This is a genomic window from Psychrobacter sp. R86515, from assembly GCF_042466315.1.
In the GTDB taxonomy this organism is placed as follows: Bacteria; Pseudomonadota; Gammaproteobacteria; order Pseudomonadales; family Moraxellaceae; genus Psychrobacter.
Map to the genome: position 1 here is coordinate 2,036,290 of NZ_JAXHCC010000001.1, position 18,341 is coordinate 2,054,630.

13 protein-coding genes are annotated in these 18,341 nt (G+C 42.9%); 4 read left to right on the forward strand and 9 right to left on the reverse strand.

Annotated elements, in window-relative coordinates:
• Positions 1-77: 77 nt before the first annotated feature.
• The 3 genes from secF to yajC form a co-directional block, all read right to left on the reverse strand.
• Positions 78-1,340: a protein translocase subunit SecF gene (secF, locus tag SJY28_RS08585; protein WP_379544119.1), complete on the reverse strand. Its 1,263-nt coding sequence runs from the start codon at positions 1,338-1,340 to the stop codon at positions 78-80.
• Positions 1,341-1,349: 9 nt separating this feature from the next.
• The gene (secD, locus tag SJY28_RS08590) at positions 1,350-3,227 is read right to left on the reverse strand and encodes a protein translocase subunit SecD (protein ID WP_101205370.1); all 1,878 of its coding nucleotides are present in this window, start codon (positions 3,225-3,227) and stop codon (positions 1,350-1,352) included.
• A 392-nt stretch (positions 3,228-3,619) separates the two neighbouring features.
• Complete coding sequence (yajC, locus tag SJY28_RS08595) at positions 3,620-3,949, reverse strand: preprotein translocase subunit YajC (protein ID WP_057759529.1); 330 nt, start codon at positions 3,947-3,949, stop codon at positions 3,620-3,622.
• A gap of 556 nt (positions 3,950-4,505) precedes the next feature.
• On the opposite strand from yajC, the gene SJY28_RS08600 reads away from it, so the two are divergent.
• From SJY28_RS08600 to SJY28_RS08610, 3 genes are all read left to right on the forward strand, one after another.
• The gene (locus SJY28_RS08600) at positions 4,506-5,804 is read left to right on the forward strand and encodes a CNNM domain-containing protein (protein WP_379544961.1); all 1,299 of its coding nucleotides are present in this window, start codon (positions 4,506-4,508) and stop codon (positions 5,802-5,804) included.
• Between the two features lie 384 nt (positions 5,805-6,188).
• Positions 6,189-6,683, forward strand: a complete 495-nt coding sequence (locus SJY28_RS08605) for a hypothetical protein (RefSeq protein ID WP_101205368.1) — start codon at positions 6,189-6,191, stop codon at positions 6,681-6,683.
• Positions 6,684-6,927: 244 nt separating this feature from the next.
• Positions 6,928-9,912, forward strand: a complete 2,985-nt coding sequence (locus SJY28_RS08610) for a LysM peptidoglycan-binding domain-containing protein (RefSeq protein WP_379544120.1) — start codon at positions 6,928-6,930, stop codon at positions 9,910-9,912.
• A 145-nt stretch (positions 9,913-10,057) separates the two neighbouring features.
• On the opposite strand, the gene SJY28_RS08615 is transcribed toward SJY28_RS08610, so the two are convergent.
• On the reverse strand, positions 10,058-11,266 hold the full coding sequence (locus SJY28_RS08615) for a transglycosylase SLT domain-containing protein (RefSeq protein ID WP_102077942.1): 1,209 nt from the start codon (positions 11,264-11,266) through the stop codon (positions 10,058-10,060).
• 1,095 nt (positions 11,267-12,361) lie between these two features.
• Positions 12,362-13,186 carry a Nif3-like dinuclear metal center hexameric protein gene (locus tag SJY28_RS08620; RefSeq protein WP_341609038.1) on the reverse strand — a complete coding sequence of 275 codons (825 nt, stop codon included), beginning with the start codon at positions 13,184-13,186 and terminating at the stop codon, positions 12,362-12,364.
• A 380-nt stretch (positions 13,187-13,566) separates the two neighbouring features.
• Here SJY28_RS08620 and SJY28_RS08625 point away from each other — a divergent pair, with 380 nt between their 5' ends.
• A complete protein-coding gene (locus SJY28_RS08625) occupies positions 13,567-14,892 on the forward strand; it encodes a S1C family serine protease (protein WP_379544121.1) in 1,326 nt (441 codons plus the stop codon).
• 174 nt (positions 14,893-15,066) lie between these two features.
• On the opposite strand, the gene yfaE is transcribed toward SJY28_RS08625, so the two are convergent.
• The 4 genes from yfaE to SJY28_RS08645 all read right to left on the reverse strand — a co-directional run bounded on the left by yfaE (position 15,067) and on the right by SJY28_RS08645 (position 18,105).
• Positions 15,067-15,336, reverse strand: a complete 270-nt coding sequence (yfaE, locus tag SJY28_RS08630; RefSeq protein ID WP_101205363.1) for a class I ribonucleotide reductase maintenance protein YfaE — start codon at positions 15,334-15,336, stop codon at positions 15,067-15,069.
• Between the two features lie 141 nt (positions 15,337-15,477).
• The gene (gene nrdB / locus SJY28_RS08635) at positions 15,478-16,611 is read right to left on the reverse strand and encodes a class Ia ribonucleoside-diphosphate reductase subunit beta (protein WP_057759544.1); all 1,134 of its coding nucleotides are present in this window, start codon (positions 16,609-16,611) and stop codon (positions 15,478-15,480) included.
• Positions 16,612-16,708: 97 nt separating this feature from the next.
• Entirely contained in the window at positions 16,709-17,080 is a 372-nt protein-coding gene (locus SJY28_RS08640; RefSeq protein ID WP_379544122.1) for a hypothetical protein, read from the reverse strand.
• A gap of 290 nt (positions 17,081-17,370) precedes the next feature.
• Entirely contained in the window at positions 17,371-18,105 is a 735-nt protein-coding gene (locus SJY28_RS08645) for an adenylate/guanylate cyclase domain-containing protein (RefSeq protein ID WP_379544123.1), read from the reverse strand.
• Positions 18,106-18,341 lie beyond the last annotated feature (236 nt).

Here is an 18,341-nt window from a genome sequence, read left to right on the forward strand (position 1 = left end):
TGTAGCTGTATAATCAGTAATTATATAGAATGTGATAACACGCTAGTTCAACGTATCAATCCATCTAATATACCTTACTAAACGTTGTCTTGCTCAAACATTTTTGGATCGTTGAAAGTAACGATTTCTTCTTCAAACTCTGGTTTTACTTTTACGATAAAGTCATCACGCGACAGACCCATGCGCAGCGGAATCGAACTGGCAATATAGGTCGATGAGTAAGTACCCGCAAGCAAACCAATGAATAGAGCTACTGAGAACCAGTATAACCCATCACCGCCCAAGAAGAGCATGGCTAGTACGACCAATAGAACGGTTGAGATGGTCATAATCGTACGACGTAGCGTCTCGGTCAACGATAAATCAATCGTCTGCTCTGGCGTAATTCCGCGAACACGGCGGAAGTTTTCACGGATACGGTCATAGACAACGATGGTATCGTTCAATGAATAACCAATCAATGCCAATACCGCAGCCAATACCGTCAAATCAAACGGAAAGCCGAATAGTGCAAATACACCGATGGTTACGACGGCATCATGAAATAGTGACAGTACGGCACCTAAAGACAGTTTGAACTGGAAGCGTAGGGCAACATAGCCAAGCATACAAACCAGTGCCAATACCAATGCCATGACTGAGTTTAGATAAACTTCATTACCAACTTGGCTACCAATGATATTTACGTTGCTAATCGTAGCGGTGTTGCTAGGTAGTGCCAATGCTTGCGTCAGATTTGCGTTTAGCCCATCGACGTTATCAGACTGAGGGGGTAGGCGTACCAATAGCTCTTCACGAGTACCTAGATACTGTACAACCGCGTCATCGAAGCCATTGTCTGCTAGTGCTTGTACAACGGCAACTTGCTCAACAGGCTGCTCATAACGCACGTCTGCTGAAACACCACCAGTGAAATCGAGGCCTAAGTTCAGACCGTTTACCGCGATAGCAATGATACTACCGATCACCATAAATAAAGATAGTAGTGCCATCGGCTTTTCTATCTTCATAAATGGAATGATACGCTGGTTACCAACTGCCTTGATGCCACCTTCAGCGACAGCTGCGGCATCATCAGCAGCGTCACCTGATATTACGTCAGAATCAACAGCGGTAGACAGTGCTTGACTGTCTTTGGCGTTTTGACCTTTACCACCGCGACGACTAGAGCTTTTGCCTGACTTTGCGGTAGTAGGGTTATTGGTTTTAGTATTGCTACCTTTACCATCACGACGCGGTTTGTTACGGCGACGCGTACTTGCATTGGTCGTCTCACCGTTTGAGCCATTTCGATCAGGATTATTCTGCTGTTCTAAAGGGTTGTTATTATCGATCGCCATAATATTCTCCTAACCGATGCTCAGACTTTTGATGGATTTACGCTTACCATAAGCAATTTGTACCAGTGCACGTGTCACCAAAATTGCAGTGAATAGCGAGCTGACAATACCAATAGCTAGCGTAATCGCAAAGCCTTTAATCGGACCAGTACCAATCGCAAATAGGATAAACGCGACCAATAAGGTTGTAATGTTGGCATCAAAAATACTGCTAAATGCGCGATCGAAACCTGCCACGATGGCTGATTTTGGCCGGACACCATTGGCAATCTCTTCTCGTATTCGCTCAAAGATCAGTACGTTGGCATCAACCGCCATACCGATGGTTAAAACGATACCTGCGATACCAGGTAGGGTAAGTGATGAACCCAAAATTGACATAATTGCAATGATGATAATAACGTTAACGGCTAGCGCAACGTTGGCAATCACACCAAACAAGCGATAGAAGATAATCATAAACGCGAAGACTAGTAGATAGCCGACCTGCGTAGAGAACAACCCTTTATCAATGTTTTCTTGTCCGAGTGATGGACCAATAGTGCGCTCTTCTACGAAGTACATCGGTGCAGCAAGTGCGCCCGAGCGTAGCAATAGCGCAAGCTCAGCTGCTTCAGCACTACTATCTAGACCAGTAATACGGAATGATGAACCCAGTACCGCTTGAATGTTGGCGCGGTTGATGACTTTGGTTTCAGCGTAAGGTGTGCGTACTTCAGTCGTCTCACCAGTGGCTGGATCTTCTTCGTAAGTGATTCTTTGCTTGTTTTCAATGAACAATACAGCCATCTGTTGACCAACCGCTGTACGTGTGGCGTTCTGCATGAGCTTGCCGCCAGCACTGTCCAAGGTAATACTTACTTCAGGTAGACCACTTTCATCCAAGCCAGTTTGCGCGTTGGTTACTTTGTCCCCTGTGACGATCGCTTGACGATCTAACAATACAGGCGGGCCATCGAGTGTTTCGAATGGGAATGCTTCTGTGCCCGCTGGAGGTATGCCGCCAGTATAGGTATCGGCGTCTTCTGCCACCATACGGAACTCAAGGTTTGCAGTACGACCAAGTACACGCTTTGCTTCAGCAGTATCTTGTACACCAGGTAGCTCAACGACGATACGGCTAGCGCCTTGCGACTGTACCAAAGCTTCAGTCACACCCAGCTCAGCAATACGGTTACGTAAAGTCGTCAAGTTCTGGTTGACCGCGTAGCTATTGATTTCATCAAGTGTCGCATCGTTATACGATAAGACCAATGCAGGACCTTGATCATCAATAGAAGACTGCAAGTTAAACGTGTTGCTCATCGAGCCTTGCAATACGTTTTGGGCACGGTTACGAGTGTCAGTATCAGCAAAATGCAATACCACGCCGCGATCTTCGGTTTTGATACCTTTGATTGCTACTCGCTCAGCACGTAGCTCACGTCGCATATCACGACTGGCACTGGTCAAACGCTGTTCAAGCGCCTTGTCCATATCGACTTCGAGTACAAAGCGTACACCACCACGCAAATCGAGACCGAGTTTCATCGGTCTTGCACCGATATCGCGTAGCCACTGCGGGGTAGTCTGTGCTAGGTTAAGGGCAACGACATAGTCTTCGCCCAAGTTTTGACGTAGCACTTCTTGCGCTTTTAGCTGATCGACTGGGTTATTGAGGCGTACCAGTGCGCTGTTGCCCTCAAACGTACCATCGTGGTTATCTAGACCTGCCTCTTCGAGTAAGCTTTGAGACTCAGTTAAGATGCCTTCAGATAGCTGAGTTCCTGCAGCTGCACTCGTAATCTGCACAGCAGGTTCGTCAGGGTAAAGGTTGGGGGCAGCATATAGACCGGCAACGAGTAGCACGACGGCAATTAGTAAGTATTTCCAAGCGGGATATTGCATAATCACTTCTTTAAGTTGATAAACGACTGGCGACGTAGGCCACAAGTTAGCAGATGGGAAGTTAGCGATAGCAACGGTCGAGTGCTATGTTCAGCAGCCGTCATCATGCACCATTGCGATCATCCGCGATGATAGTAACGCATAAAACAGTAAAGCAAATAATACAGATGTCTGTTTATCTGGTCACCAAAAATCATATGGCTGATTTGGATAAAGATAGGACATCTAAACAGTAAGCCTAATTTATATAGCAATTTTACCTTACTGTGTTAATAGCGAAAAATGACCGTAAATCATATACGGTCATTTTTTAGTCATTACATTCGTTAATGTGACGACTATTGAATGTTCACTAATAAATTTTCACTAATAAAAGCTAGTGAACATTCTAATTAGACGCTTTCGATCGTGCCAGCAGGCAATACTGAAATAACAGAAGCACGTTGTACTTTCACGTCAGTATTGTTGTTTAGGCTCACAACGGCATAGTCGCCTTCGATTGCTTTGATACGACCCATTAAACCACCAGCAAAAATAATTTCACTACCCACGGTTAATGCGTTAACCATGGCACGGTGTTCTTTGGTACGCTTAGACTGCGGGCGAATGACCAAGAAGTAAAAAATCGCAAAAAACGCAACAGGCAGTAAAATCTGACCGAATAGACCTGCAGCACCTGCAGTCTCTGGTGCAGCATGGGCAGCTTGAATAAATAAGCTCATAATATCTCTCAGTAAGTCATAGACAATAATAAAATTAGACGCATAGTAACAAAAAATCCCAGACTTGGTAACTGTTAATCATAGGCTGAGCGTGTTTTTCTTAGCGTAAGGCATACTATCAGCCAACGAGTAGGACAACAATGTTTTTACTATATTCAGATAATCTATATAAAGCCTCAGGCTAAATAGCTGTCATGAATTGGCTAGTAAAGATGTCGTCATACAACCGTTAATAGTAGGGTAATAAAAGTCATCAAAAAACAAAAACTTAAAAATGGTGACTTATTGTGAAATGGTATCATCAATGCTACTATCAAATGGCAATGATTACCTGTATTTAGTATGCTATATATTGAACCATATTACGGCTATTTGAAGCATAGTATGGCTTTGAAATAGCGATTAAATCAGCTAAATCAGCTTTGAGTAACTATTTATACGATAGACAGATGTCTTTTATTACTTTGTTAAAGATAATCTGAAAATCAATATAAATTGCTCATGACATTATTCTCCTTTTACTCTTTTTAGGTTACCTAACTTGTTCACCACTTTTATGTTTGTACCTCGTTTATGTCGTCCGCGCGCTCATCGTAAAGACGCATCTGCAGAACCTCCCCCGAGAATGACTAATAATTCTCGATTTGGTTATACTTCTTTTTCGGCACTATCTGCATTGGCAATTTTTATGCTACCGCAGGCAGTGTGGGCAGCTGGTGCTGTATCAACATCCAGCGAGGCGGCAGCGCCAACTGCGCTTAGCGTTTCTTTATTGATATTTTTTGTCTTACTCGCTATTGGTGTCTCATTCGTCTGTTCACTAGCAGAGTCTGTTTTGCTAAGCATGACGCCATCGTTTATTGCAGATGTGCAAGAGACCAGTCCCAAAAAAGCAGAAATGCTTAAAAGTCTTAAAGTCGACAATATTGATCAGTCGCTAGCCGCTATTTTAACGTTAAATACCGTTGCCCATACACTTGGCTCTATCGGTGCGGGTGCACAAGCCACGATCGTATTTGGTAGTGCGTGGTTTGGTCTGTTTTCGGCCCTCATGACGCTTGCTATCTTATTCTTGTCTGAGATTATCCCAAAAACTTTGGGTACAGTTTACTGGCGTCAACTAAGTGGTCTGGTTGCTTACTTCGTTCGCGGCATCATCATGCTGCTATACCCATTAATTTGGTTCTCAGAACGTCTGACGAAACTATTGGTACGTGGTAAAGAACCGCAAACATTTAGCCGCCGTGAGTTTGCTGCGCTTGCTAGTATCGGTGAAGAGTCAGGACAAATTGACCCACTAGAGTCGCGTATCATTCGTAACTTGCTCGCATTTGGCGCTATTAAAGTCGAAGACATCATGACACCGCGCTCGGTGATGCTTGCATTTGAAGAGAATAAAACTGTCGCTGAACTATTGGTTGATCGTCCAAAACTGACATTTTCTCGCTTGCCAATCTACGATGGTGATTTGGATAACATTACAGGCTTTGTCCTAAAAACCGACATGCTACTGGCTAAAGTTAATCATGCTATGCACAAGCCGTTGACGCAGTTTCAGCGAGACATCACTTTTGTTTTCTCTAAAATGAAGCTGTTTGACTTGTTAGAATTGATGCTAAAAAACCGTATTCATATTGCGATTACAGTCGGTGAATATGGTGAAGTTAAAGGGCTTGTCACGTTAGAAGATGTATTTGAGACATTGCTAGGTCTTGAAATTGTTGATGAGATAGACCGCGTCGAAGACATGCAAGCCTTGGCTCGTCAGATGATGGATAGACGAGTAGAGCGTTTGGGTATGAAGCTCAGCGATGATGAGCAGTATGAAGATAGTAACAGCGAACCTAAGTCCTAACGAAGCCTTGACTATGCATTAACGAAGCCAAAATATAATGTTAATAGCTTAACCATAAATATTGATGGTTCTAAAGATTGTGGTTTAACAATGGTCAGCTCATTATAGGCTGACTATCAAGCTAGAGCCACGAAGCATCTAACCGTTTGAGCTAGGATTTACAGCATAAAACCTTAAGAGTATTTGATTTGATAGTCTGTGTTTTTATTCGCAATAATTACACAGGGTGTCACATGGCTGTGAGAATTCGATGATAGGCTCGGCATATGATATGAGTATACTTATATAGATATATCTATACAGATACACTGCCAAAATAAATGATAAAAGAGCGTTAATCGTCACTATATGACGCTAACGAAAAAAATATCGCTAAGGATTATCATGAAAAAATTATTGGGAAATAGGCTATTAGCTCTATTGGTGAAAAGCGCCAGCATCACTGCAATCGTAGCAGTAGCCAGCACCATCAGTATAAATGCACAAGCGGCAACTATGACCGAAGATTTGGTACAGAACTATGCCGCTGCAATGAAAGCATCAGCGAATAGCCAAAGTATCAATCAGGTATCGCGCCTTGTGTCAGATGACGCGCTTATTTCTTTATCTAGAAAAGGTAAATCTACCAGTTTAGACAAAGATGCCTATTTAAAGCTGCTTCAAAACAGCTGGAATGATACGTCTAATTATCGCTATGATATTTCGGTAGACAATGTGGTGATTACTGGTTCACAAGCCAAAGCCAATGTGACGACCAATGAGAGCTGGGTAAAAAATGGTCAGCAAGTATCATTTGTCACCACATCTCGTGTGACCTTGACCTTATCTACTGGTAATGCAGTGCTCTTGCGCGCAGTATCACAGGTGGCTATTAATTAAGTCGCCATTGACCAAGTAAGACTCAAAAATATAATGGGTTATATAAGCTATAGTTAGTTTAATTGTCTGAGATTCTAACTTATAAGAGGTTTTAGTTGGTTAAACAGTTATTACTTAGTTTTATAGGCTATTTAAGCGTCTATTATTATCTTTTATATTAGGCTAGTTTTTGCTTTACATTGCATACTATACTATCCATCAACTTTATCTTATTAATTTCTGTCGTTAGGAAACCTCCAATATCATGTCTACTGTGCTATCACACTCTCGCTCATTTATTGCGTTGCCATTGACGCTTGCGGTATCCACTTTACTGATTAGTGCGTGTAGCAATACATCAGCGGTAAAAAACAAAGGTGCGACCAATAGCTCATCTGTCATCACCAAAAGTCCTGCTAATCAAGGAGCTAATACAGGTAGTGCAGACTACTCGACTGCGTTTTTAGATGCAGAGAGCTTGGATGAGTTGGCTGACTTGTTAGAAGCCACTGACATGACCATGGTAGAAGGTAACCAGCTTGCTATTCAGCAATATGGTGATTTGTGGAATCGTCTACGCGCAGGCTACCGCATGAATGGTGGTAAGCCAATCTATAATCAGCGTATTGAAGGGCAAAAAAGTTGGTTTACCAGTAGACAGGATTATCTCAATCGCCTAACTGCACGTGCCAGTCGTTATATCTATCATACGGTACGAGAGGCAGAGCGTCGCAACATCCCAACAGAGCTTGCCTTGCTACCGGTTATCGAGAGCTCTTACGATCCAAGTGGTACGAGTAGTGCGGCAGCTGCGGGCTTGTGGCAGTTTATCCCGAGTACGGGCCGTATTTATGGTCTGAATCAAAGCAGCACTTATGATGGTCGCCGTGATGTTATCGAATCGACACGTGCTGCCTATGACTTCTTAACAGCACTGCACAACCAGTTCGGTAGTTGGGAGCTAGCATTGGCTGCTTATAACGCTGGACCTGGCCGTGTACAGAAAGCAATCGATGCCAATGCAGCGCGCGGACTACCAACAGATTACTGGTCACTTCAATTACCGACTGAAACGATGAACTATGTGCCGCGTTTCTTAGCTGTAGCCGAAATCGTCGCTAAGCCTGAGCAATATGGTGTGTATCTACCAGCTATCGCTAACCGTCAGCATTTCCGTAGTGTACCTGTTAACTATGGTGTGAGCTTGGCAGAAGTGTCGCAGTTAACTGGTGTTAGCTATGATGAGTTAGAGCGCCTAAACACTGCACTGACATCAGGCCGCGTTGATTCTTCAGGTCCGCAGCGTGTCATCATTCCTAACGACGTCAGTCTCAATGCTGATGCCAAACTAAGTGGGCTCAGAGGTAACGGTACAGGCAATGTACTCGCCTCAAGTAACGCAGGTAGCTCAAGTACGACAGCGACTACGCCAAGCTATAATAATAAACCATATACTGCCTCATCACTGCCATCTACTGGTAGCGCATTGGCTGATTATGCCGCTAGCGCAAGTGTACCTCAGCAGACTACCAGCTATATCTCACCATCTGCGACACCGACTAGTAGCTCGGTATACAGTGGCAATTCCTCAGCTCGTACTGAGCCACCACTGACCACAGCAGAGACCAACAAAATCAATGCTGAGCTTAAGAGCAGTAACAGTCTACCGACTACCTCAGCTCAAATTACTCAGAACAATACGATTGTCCAAGAGCCACCGCTTAGCAAAGAAGAGCGTGATTTTATTGCCAATCAAATCCGTAGAAATACCTCTGAGACCAATGTTATCAATGCTGATGGCAACATCAATCTATCAGCCGTACAGACGCAGCAATCTATCTTAGAAGCGAGCGGCGCAGAGAAAAAACTTAGCTTTGCCAAAACCTCGGTAAGTAAGCCAAAACCACAAGGCGCACGTACCACTTATACGGTAAAACGTGGCGATACGCTTTCGAACATTGCGAGTCGAGCAGGGGTTAGCTGGCGTGATATCGCAGAATGGAACCAGATAGACGCCAGTGCTAATCTGCTCTCTGGCAGCACGTTATATCTATATAATGCCAAGACTATTGAGCCATTAAGTACTGCTAACAATGCAGCCGCTAGTCAGCCTGACAGTTATGTTGTACAAGGTGGTGATACGCTTATCGGTACGGCCAATCGTTTTGGCTTATCGGTCACTCAGCTAGCCAGCTATAACAACTTGAGCAGCCGTGCTGATCTGCTCAGAGGTCAAAAATTATGGCTCATACCGGGTAAAGTGACCGCACCTGCGACGACACCTGCAGCGCCTTCTACCAAGCCGAGTAAATCAAGCCCTGCGACCAAAAACTATAAAGTAAAAGCAGGGGATGGCTTAATTGCATTGGCACGTCAATTCAACGTGTCGACAGATACTTTAGCCAGTCTCAATGGTATCAACAGCACAAGTTCGCTGTATGTTGGTCAGACGCTTAAAGTGCCAGCCAGTGTTGATTTTGATACTGCAAGTACGACAAGTGCTAGTAACAGCTCAAGCTCGGTCGCGACCACCAATTACAAAGTAAAATCAGGTGATACGCTGATTGGTATTGCGAACAGCATCGGAGTGAGTGCAACGGAACTTGCTGCAGTGAATAGCAATTTTGATGCGAAAGCTCGCCTGCAACGTGGTCAAACGATTAAAGTTCCTGCTACTAAAGAGCTGGTTGATCGTCAGTTAAATGACAAAGCGGTCAGCTACAAAGTAAAATCAGGTGATACACTAACGGGTGTCGCTAAACGTTACAATATTGGCTTAAGTGATTTGGCATCAGCAAATAATTTAAATACCAATTCGAACCTGATACTGGGTCGTACTATCACTATTCCTGCTAGCGGCAGTGTGGCAAGTGCATCTAGTAGCAGTCAAAGCAGCAGTTCTGCTAGTAGTAACAGTAGTAGTTCAGCAAGCAGTGGTACGAAATTAGGTAATACTGAAAGCTATAAAGTAAAATCTGGCGATGGCCTAATTGCTTTAGCACGTCAGTTTGGTATATCGGTAGAGGACTTGGCGGCGACCAACGATCTAGCGACCAATGCTCAGCTACAGCGTGGCCAAACGCTTAAAGTACCAAAAGCGACAGTAAGCTACACGGTTGGCTCAGGCGATAGCTTGATTGGTCTAGCACGCAAATATGGTGTCTCAACACAAGAGCTAGCTGATATGAACAATATCGCTGCTGATACGATGTTGCAACGTGGTCAACGTCTGACTGTACCTAATCGTTAATGAATAAGATATTAATGAATGCCTTTTACATAAGACGTCATTAATATTAACTATGAATCGTATCGCACAAAAAAGCTGCTCTTTATAAGAGCAGCTTTTTTGTATTTGGAAACTTCATTCTCAAAAATCTAATAATATTTATAGATTAGACCGTCTGAGTTTTAATAGTCTCAAGATAGCTTCTGATATTACTGACATAATGCATCGCTTGACCATAGCGGCTATTCGACGCTCTATTATCTGCTAAATAAGCATAGACGTTCGCCCAGCTCTTATCATCGATACCTTGAGCTCGTAGTTCACGTTGGATTCTTTTTACCGCATTGGGACCCATGTTATAACCTGCAAGGGCAAACCAGATACGGTCAGTTTTTGGCACATCAGAGAAGTCTGCTTTCACTTGCTCTAGATAGCGTGCACCGCCACCAATACTTTGATAAGGATCAACACGGTCTGAGACACCCATCGCTTTTGCAGTGTTGTTGGTCAGCATCATTAACCCGCGTACGCCAGTCGGCGACACAGCATTGGCATCAAGATGCGACTCTTGATAACCCATCGCGACCAGTAGTTCCCAATCGTGATTATAATTACGTGCTTGCTCTTCAAACGAAGATTGATAGTCCGGTAACTTTTCTGTCAACGTTCTCTGGAAATGATCCTGACTATAGGCATCTTTAAGCAAGTTTTGATTGTAGAACGCGGCAAGTTTTTGTGTGTTTTGTAGCTTGATGCTATCGCACAAAAAGTAACTGGCCTTTCTTGATAGTGGGTCATTGGATGAGCTAAATGTCCAACTTACCTTAGGATGTAGACCGTTCTTAGTCAGACTAGAATCATAACCGCAGCTGACATTGATAGACGATAGGTTCAGCTGGCTTTTTAGCTTGGTGCTAGCCGTAGTCAACGCCATGTCAGCGTTGCCGGTTCTTAGTGCTTTTAGCGCCGCTTCTTCACTGGCATAGGCTTTTAGATTGATATCGACACCGAGCTCGTCGGCATAAGTGCGCACCAGATCAAAACCAAAACCATGTTGGAAGCCATCGGTAGCAAAGTAAGTGCTATCGCCTGGTACCGCAGCAATGGTCAAGGTGTTTTCCAGCATGACATTGTCATAAGCTGGTACCGATGTGTTCATGGTCGTCAAACTCTCAGCGGGCAACGAGAGTAGAGCGATGCTAGAGATTTGTGCCAGCTTCTTGGTTCTGGCAAAACGATTAGACGCAATAGGGGTAACGGATGAAACGATGTTACTTTTGGTGTTCAGTAGGCGTTTAGATGGACGCAGTAAATAAGAAATACGGCGTTTGGCCCCTTGCGCAGATACTTTTACACGATAAGTAATACGCTGCATGGATGTCTCCTGATTTTAGCCATCCTTCTTACCGCAAAAACACGTATAAATATATGTGCATAATATTGACATATATCGATATCATATCTTAAATAGAGTGGCATTTTTAATAGGATAAATGCCGCTCTATCTTGTTTGACTATAGCGCCACTAGCGTACTCTCTCTAAGAGTTAGTGGGATAGTTTGTCGTCAGCCAGCTATCGATATGTCATAAAAACGTTCTAAACCGTATTTATAAGTACTGGTTTAAAATACTGAACGCACAACAACGCGAAGGATATAAATCAGATGATTCCTTCATCGATAACTAAATATGGCTAGTGGCCAAACAACTATATATCAAACATAGGTAAGGTCATGATTAAGTTATTGAGACAAAGACATAGCTTGAAACATTGATGTAAGGTTTTGCCAATGAGGCAAATACATTCATCTGTTTTAACTATGCTAACTTTGATGGCTGGCTATATTTTGAATCACTAATATTAAGTTACTAGCAATAGGATAGCTGGCTACTAAAGTTGTTTGTCCAGCAACGAGGGTAAGCAAAATAACCAGAATTGATAGTTTATAGCGGTCTATCAAACTGACTATGTCATACCGTCATCGCGACACCAAAAATAAAAAAATACCATGCCGCTAACATATATAGTGCAAACATAGTATTTCAATGGGTAGCGGTTTAAAATCTTATCGCTGATATAGCATCATAAAGTTTTAAACAACTACCAGCATTATTTTGGTGCCATAACCGGAAGCTGTAATAATGGGAAGTTTCATGACAAAACGTTCTTTCTTACGGGTAGTAATATGCGGTTACTAATTGCATTATTCAAGTGGAGTTAAGAAAAAAGCGATAAAACTTAACAATTGAGATATAAACGGTTAATTTTCCAGATATTTGGTACATAATAATCAAAAATAGAATAACAAAGTTTAAATAGCAGTCAAACTAGACTTTATGCTTATGTTTTGACTATAGCTATTAGCAAGTCTAGTTTGGCTTTTGAACTATCATTTCCTTTATAAGCTTTTCCCTGCAAATTTTTCTCTATCAATGACAATTATTTAAACTGATAATTTAAGTGGCTACCTTATGCTGGATTTTCGATATCAATAAAGGTAACTGGTAGACCAAATTTTTGAGCGACTATCTCTCCTAACGCCTGAATACCGCCACGCTCCGTTGCATGATGACCACAAGCAAAATAGTCAATTCCAAGCTCACGCGCGCTATGCGTGGTACGTTCAGATATCTCTCCTGAGATAAACGCATCACAGCCCATAGTAGCAGCCTGCTCAATCATATCCTGCGCACCGCCCGTACATATACCCACACGTTCGATTAGCCTACCATTTGTCTGAGTAGATGAGTCTGTATGATACTCAGCTGGAATATGTAATGGCGCGCGACCTAAGGCTTGAGTAATGGTGGCAATGAGATCGTCAGCAGTTTGCGGTGTACAAGTAGCGATATTGCCCACAGGATGGGACTCGGTAGGATAGAGCGCACCGTTGATCGTCATACCGAGCATGTCAGCAAGTTTTGCGTTATTGCCAGAGATTGGGTGTGCGTCGAGCGGTAGATGATAGCCAATCATAGAGATACCGTGTTGCATCAGCTTGCGCACGCGTCGACCTTTCATACCAGTAAGCGTAGCAGGTTCGCCTTTCCAGAAGTATCCATGATGCACCATAATCGCATCGGCATTGTTAGCAATCGCAGCATCTATCAAGGCTTCACAAGCCGTGACACCAGTAACGATACGTTGAATCGGGCGTCCACCATCGACCTGCAGACCATTAGGCGCATAGTCTTTAAACGCACTAGTAGATAAATAGTCGTCACAGAACTGTATCAATTCCTGAACGCTGATGCTTTGAGTATTGGATTCAGCTGTCGTATGATTTGCAGTCATTATGTTTTCCTGTCATCAATAAAGTGTATGTCGTAAGGTGCTATGGATTCACTAAGCAAAAATTATGTATTATCTATCATGTTTGAGAATATTTGGTTTTGGGCTTCTATCTTTATGTTCAATTCTCGAAATGCTGAAGTGTTGAGCATCGTAAAAGCTATTTTAACATGCCGTTGTAAGCAAGCAGACAAGCTGGATAACTGAAATGGTACACGATACGTTACTATTTACTGGTATTGCGGTTATAATTTATACACGTGAGTCTGCCTAGCTGTATAGCATTTGACCATCTGATGAATGGGTCAAGATTAGCTAAGCGGTCGCTATTATCTCACATCGTTTTTCACCGTTTGTTTGCAATAAATTTATAGAGGTTTTATATGTCGTCATCTCGGAACACCAATAACAAGGCGTCTTTATTAAAATGGTTACCTTGGGTCTTATTGCTGCTAGTGTTAGCAGCGTTTATCTGGTTGTTCACGAGTATGAAGTCGACGTCGGAGGCCACATGGGAGCCACCGAGAACCCCGCCTGCTGAGCAGCAAGCAGCAGAGCCAGTGTCGGATACGCCAGCGCCTATTTCTTCTTATCATAATGCGGTGGCGCGTGCGTCGCAGTCTGTGGTCAATATCTATACGACGCAAACGATGACCGAGCATCCTTATATGGATGATCCCGTACTGCGCCGGTTTTTTGAATATCATGGTGGCCCATCACAGGAGCAGGGCAATACCAATTTAGGCTCTGGTGTGATCGTATCAGAAGATGGCTATATCGTGACCAATGCCCACGTGATTGAAAAGGCCGATGAAATCACAGTCGCATTCAATGATGGTCGTAAGAGCCGTGCCAGAATCATCGGTACAGATCCTGATAGTGACTTAGCCGTGATCAAGGTCGATATGACAGGGCTGACACCACTTGGCTTCCGCGAAGATCCGATTCGTGTGGGTGATTTAGCACTAGCGATCGGTAATCCATTCGGTGTGGGTCAGACAGTGACGCAGGGGATTATCTCAGCGACTGGTCGTACTGGACTGGGCGTCAATAAATTTGAAGACTTTATCCAGACTGATGCGGCGATTAATCCGGGTAACTCAGGCGGCGCACTGGTCGATGCTCATGGCGAGCTAGTCGGTATCAATACTGTTATATTCTCGCGCTCTGGTGGCTCGATGGGCATTGGCTTTGCGATTCCGACGGCATTGGTTGAGCAAGTGATGAATGCCTTGATTAAAGACGGCCGTGTCAGTCGTGGTTGGTTAGGTATCGAGATTCAGTCACAGTTACGTGATCCAACGCAGTTAGAGACATCAACAGGCGTAGAAGTACTAAACGTCATTGATAACAGCCCAGCGGCAAAAAGTGGTCTACGTGTCGGTGATATTGTCCTAACCATCGATGATGTTGAGATGACAGATGCTAATACCTTGATTCAGTATGTTGCCCGTAAGCCACCAAATACTGAACTGGATGCGCAGATACTACGCCAAGGTAAAAACGCCCAAGTGAAAATCACGCTAGAAGAGCGTCCAGCACAAGAACCACTTGAGCGTCCTGTTGTACTACAAAATGAGAGCATGGGCGGAATGGAGCAGCCAAACATTCAAGGCGATGAAGAAACGCCAATGATGTCAAAGGCAGAGCGTGATCGTATGCGCGAAGAGCTAATGAAACTGTTTGAACAAGATACCGCGGCGCAGTAAATTGTAGCTATTCTTACCACTATGTGTTGGCTCATAATGTATGTATGAGTTAGCAGATGCATTTAGCTGATAACATAAAAAAGCGCGCTTCTTTAGATAAGGAGCGCGCTTTTTGTTGGAGCTGGTGTTTTTGAAACTCGAAGTAAAGGCTAGGTTCATTTATACGTAACCCTGCTATAACTTTTCAATCGGGTCATGATTGATATAGATGACACCTTGCACACGGCAACAGCAGGGCAGGATCTCATCTTCTTCAATCATCGCCAGTGGGTCAAATGGATAATCAACCGTATGCGAGCTAGCAATACGCTTGACTCGGCAACTACCACAGTAGCCTTCGCGGCATTGATAGTTTACCTCGTGTCCGGTGCGTAGCAGTCCATCTAGCAGACTCTCGTCATCATGTAGATAGAACTGCTTTTTACTGGTCATTACCCAAGTCATCGTTAATCCTATTGGGATATGTCTGTGCTATTGCTATCCCTACTATTAACCCATAAAACGATTACAGTGGTAGAAATTTTATAACTTCAAATTTCTACCGCTTAAGCCTTTATCATTCAAAGTCTTTCTGGCTCAAAGCTCTTACAATTCAAAGTCATCAAAATCACTGTCTGATAAGTCAGAGTCAATCTGACCAACCAAGTACGAGCTAATCTCGGTCTCTTGCGGTGCTACTTGCACATTGTCAGACGACAACCACGTATTGATCCACGGGATTGGGTTTGATTTTGAGTTCGGGAACGCTGCTGGCAAGCCGACAGTTTCCATACGTAAGTTAGTGATGTATTCGATATATTGGCACAGGATGTCTTTGTTTAGACCAATCATTGAGCCATCTTTGAACAGATAGCCTGCCCATTCTTTTTCTTGCTCGGCAGCCTTGCGGAAGATTTCAATACTTTCTTCATAACACTCTGCGGCAATCTCAACCATCTCAGGGTCGTCACGACCGTTACGCATCAGGTTCAGCATATGCTGCGTACCCGTCAGATGCAGCGCTTCATCACGAGCGATTAGCTTGATGATTTTGGCATTACCTTCCATCAATTTACGCTCAGCAAAGGCAAACGAGCAAGCAAACGATACATAGAAACGAATGGCTTCTAGGACATTGACTGCCATAATGCATAGATACATCTGCTTTTTCAGTGATCTTAAATCAACGGTCACTTGCTCGCCATTGATGTTGTGCGTGCCTGGCCCGTACAGGCTATATAGCTGTGAGTTGCGGTACAGCTCATCATAGTACTGAGCGATATCAGAGGCACGGCCTAAGATGTGCTCGTTTTGCATAATATCATCAAAGATAATATTTGGGTCATTGACGATATTACGAATGATATGCGTATAGCTGCGTGAGTGAATGGTCTCAGAGAACGACCATGTCTCAATCCACGTCTCAAGCTCAGGGATAGACACCAGTGGCAATAGCACCACGTTTGGACTACGACCTTGAATCGAGTCGAGTAGGGTCTGGTACTTGAGGTTGCTCAAAAATATGTGCTGCTCATGCGATGATAGATTGCTAAAGTCGATACGATCGCGTGATACATCGACTTCTTCTGGACGCCAAAAGAACGATAGCTGCTTTTCAATTAATTGCTCAAAGATAGGGTGCTTTTGTTGGTCATAGCGCGCCACGTTGACGGGCTGACCAAAGAACATCGGCTCTTTTAGCGCATTGTTTGGCGTTTGAGAAAAAATCGAGTAAGTCATGGGACTGCCTTTATAATTGATACGGTTATTAATTTATAGGGGTGTGACTGGTTTTGATTTGATGTTATGACACGTTTTTGGATTATAGCGTTTTAGCTTAGAGGTTCTCTAGTGATATCTGTGAGGACTCTTGTCCATCGTTCATATAGGCTTTGAATATCTCGCTCAGCTCACTATCATCGAGTGCTTCTAATTCATCAAGTGCGCTTTTGCGTAGGGTGCTCACATCAGGCTCTTCTGCTGCTGTTTTTACGTCTTTTTTAGCCGCTCTCGATACTGGCTTTTTGACTGCTTTTGCTACGCTTTTTTTGGCGATAGTTGTCTTTGGTGCTTCATCCATACCTAACTGCTGACGCACCTCTGCAATATCAACCTCGACTTGTACGATATGCGAGCCACCATCGTTTAGGTCTGAAAATACGTTTGGGATAAACAAACCACCGTCTTTGATGATTGCGGTATATTGCACATGACCTCCGTCGTTTTAGTTCTATCTATATGTTTTAATTATAACAGTAGCCAATCCCGCCTACCGCTTGTATCTGCTTGGCCGTCAGCAGGATAGTTGCTACAGAATTTGCGAAAATGCAAATTCTCTTGCGCTCGGACGAAGCAGTGCTTCGTTATTTCCTCGCTCAGGCTAAAAAGCCTTGCTCGGGCGTCTTTCTTTTTTCTTAATGTTTCTTCCGTTTGAACGTAATTTGTAAGGTGCGCTGGGCGCACCCTACAACCAACTTAACCTGTACCTAAAATATATAGTTAATCAATAAAATCATTTTTAATCCAATCGTTAAAACCTGTCTTAACAATTCCTGTATTATAAGCCTCACAGTCATAAGAATAACTAAACCAGCTTTCTACATTTTTACCTGAATTATTTTCAGAAAGAATTTCGAGAATATTGTTATAAGAACATTTCGAAAAGAAAATTCGTTTATAGTTGTTCTTGTCGCCGTAGGAAGATAAGTTTGATGCTACAGAGACAGCTTGCCCGATCCAGACTTTTTCATTAATACTTACTCCTTTTCTGCCGGTTTTGACTACTAGTTCTTTGTCACTAGCCATTCCTATACCCACCTTAATAGTTTCTATATTTCTTTTTATCAGCAACTTATTAAACATATTTATAAATGTGTTAACGTAGAAACATTTTTGAGCACACTCATAGATATCGGTTTTCTTTGGTGTTGTATATATAGCGTATACACAATCCCCTCTAATACCTATTTCACGATAGTTATCATCATTTCTTAAGATTTCTATAATTTCAGATGTGAAAGCTCTAACCATTTTGGCTATTTCTTCATTTTTACTAGAAAAAATTTCTGTTGAGTTTCTTATATCAACAAATATTGCTGTAACCCAAGATATATAGCCATTTTCAAAGGTAAAACTACCTTCACTAGGTACTTTATTTCTTTCTTCGATCACCATGTAGTTATCGAGTATGGTTTCAATTCTATTTTTACCTTGCTTATAGTCGTAGCTTGGCATTTTTTCTCCTATTCAGAACAAATAAGTCCAACATAGTATGATTACTGGTAAGCTACGACGAATCAACTTAAAACCTCTACCATAATTTTCAAATTTTTGAGTACAAATTTTTGAATTTATATATATCTGACAGGCTAAATCATCTTTGTAACTATAGTTTGAACTTTCCAACTTTGAAATATAACTATTGCTGTTTAGTTCTGAGCTTACTGAGCCAAAAAATATCATCGAGTTGG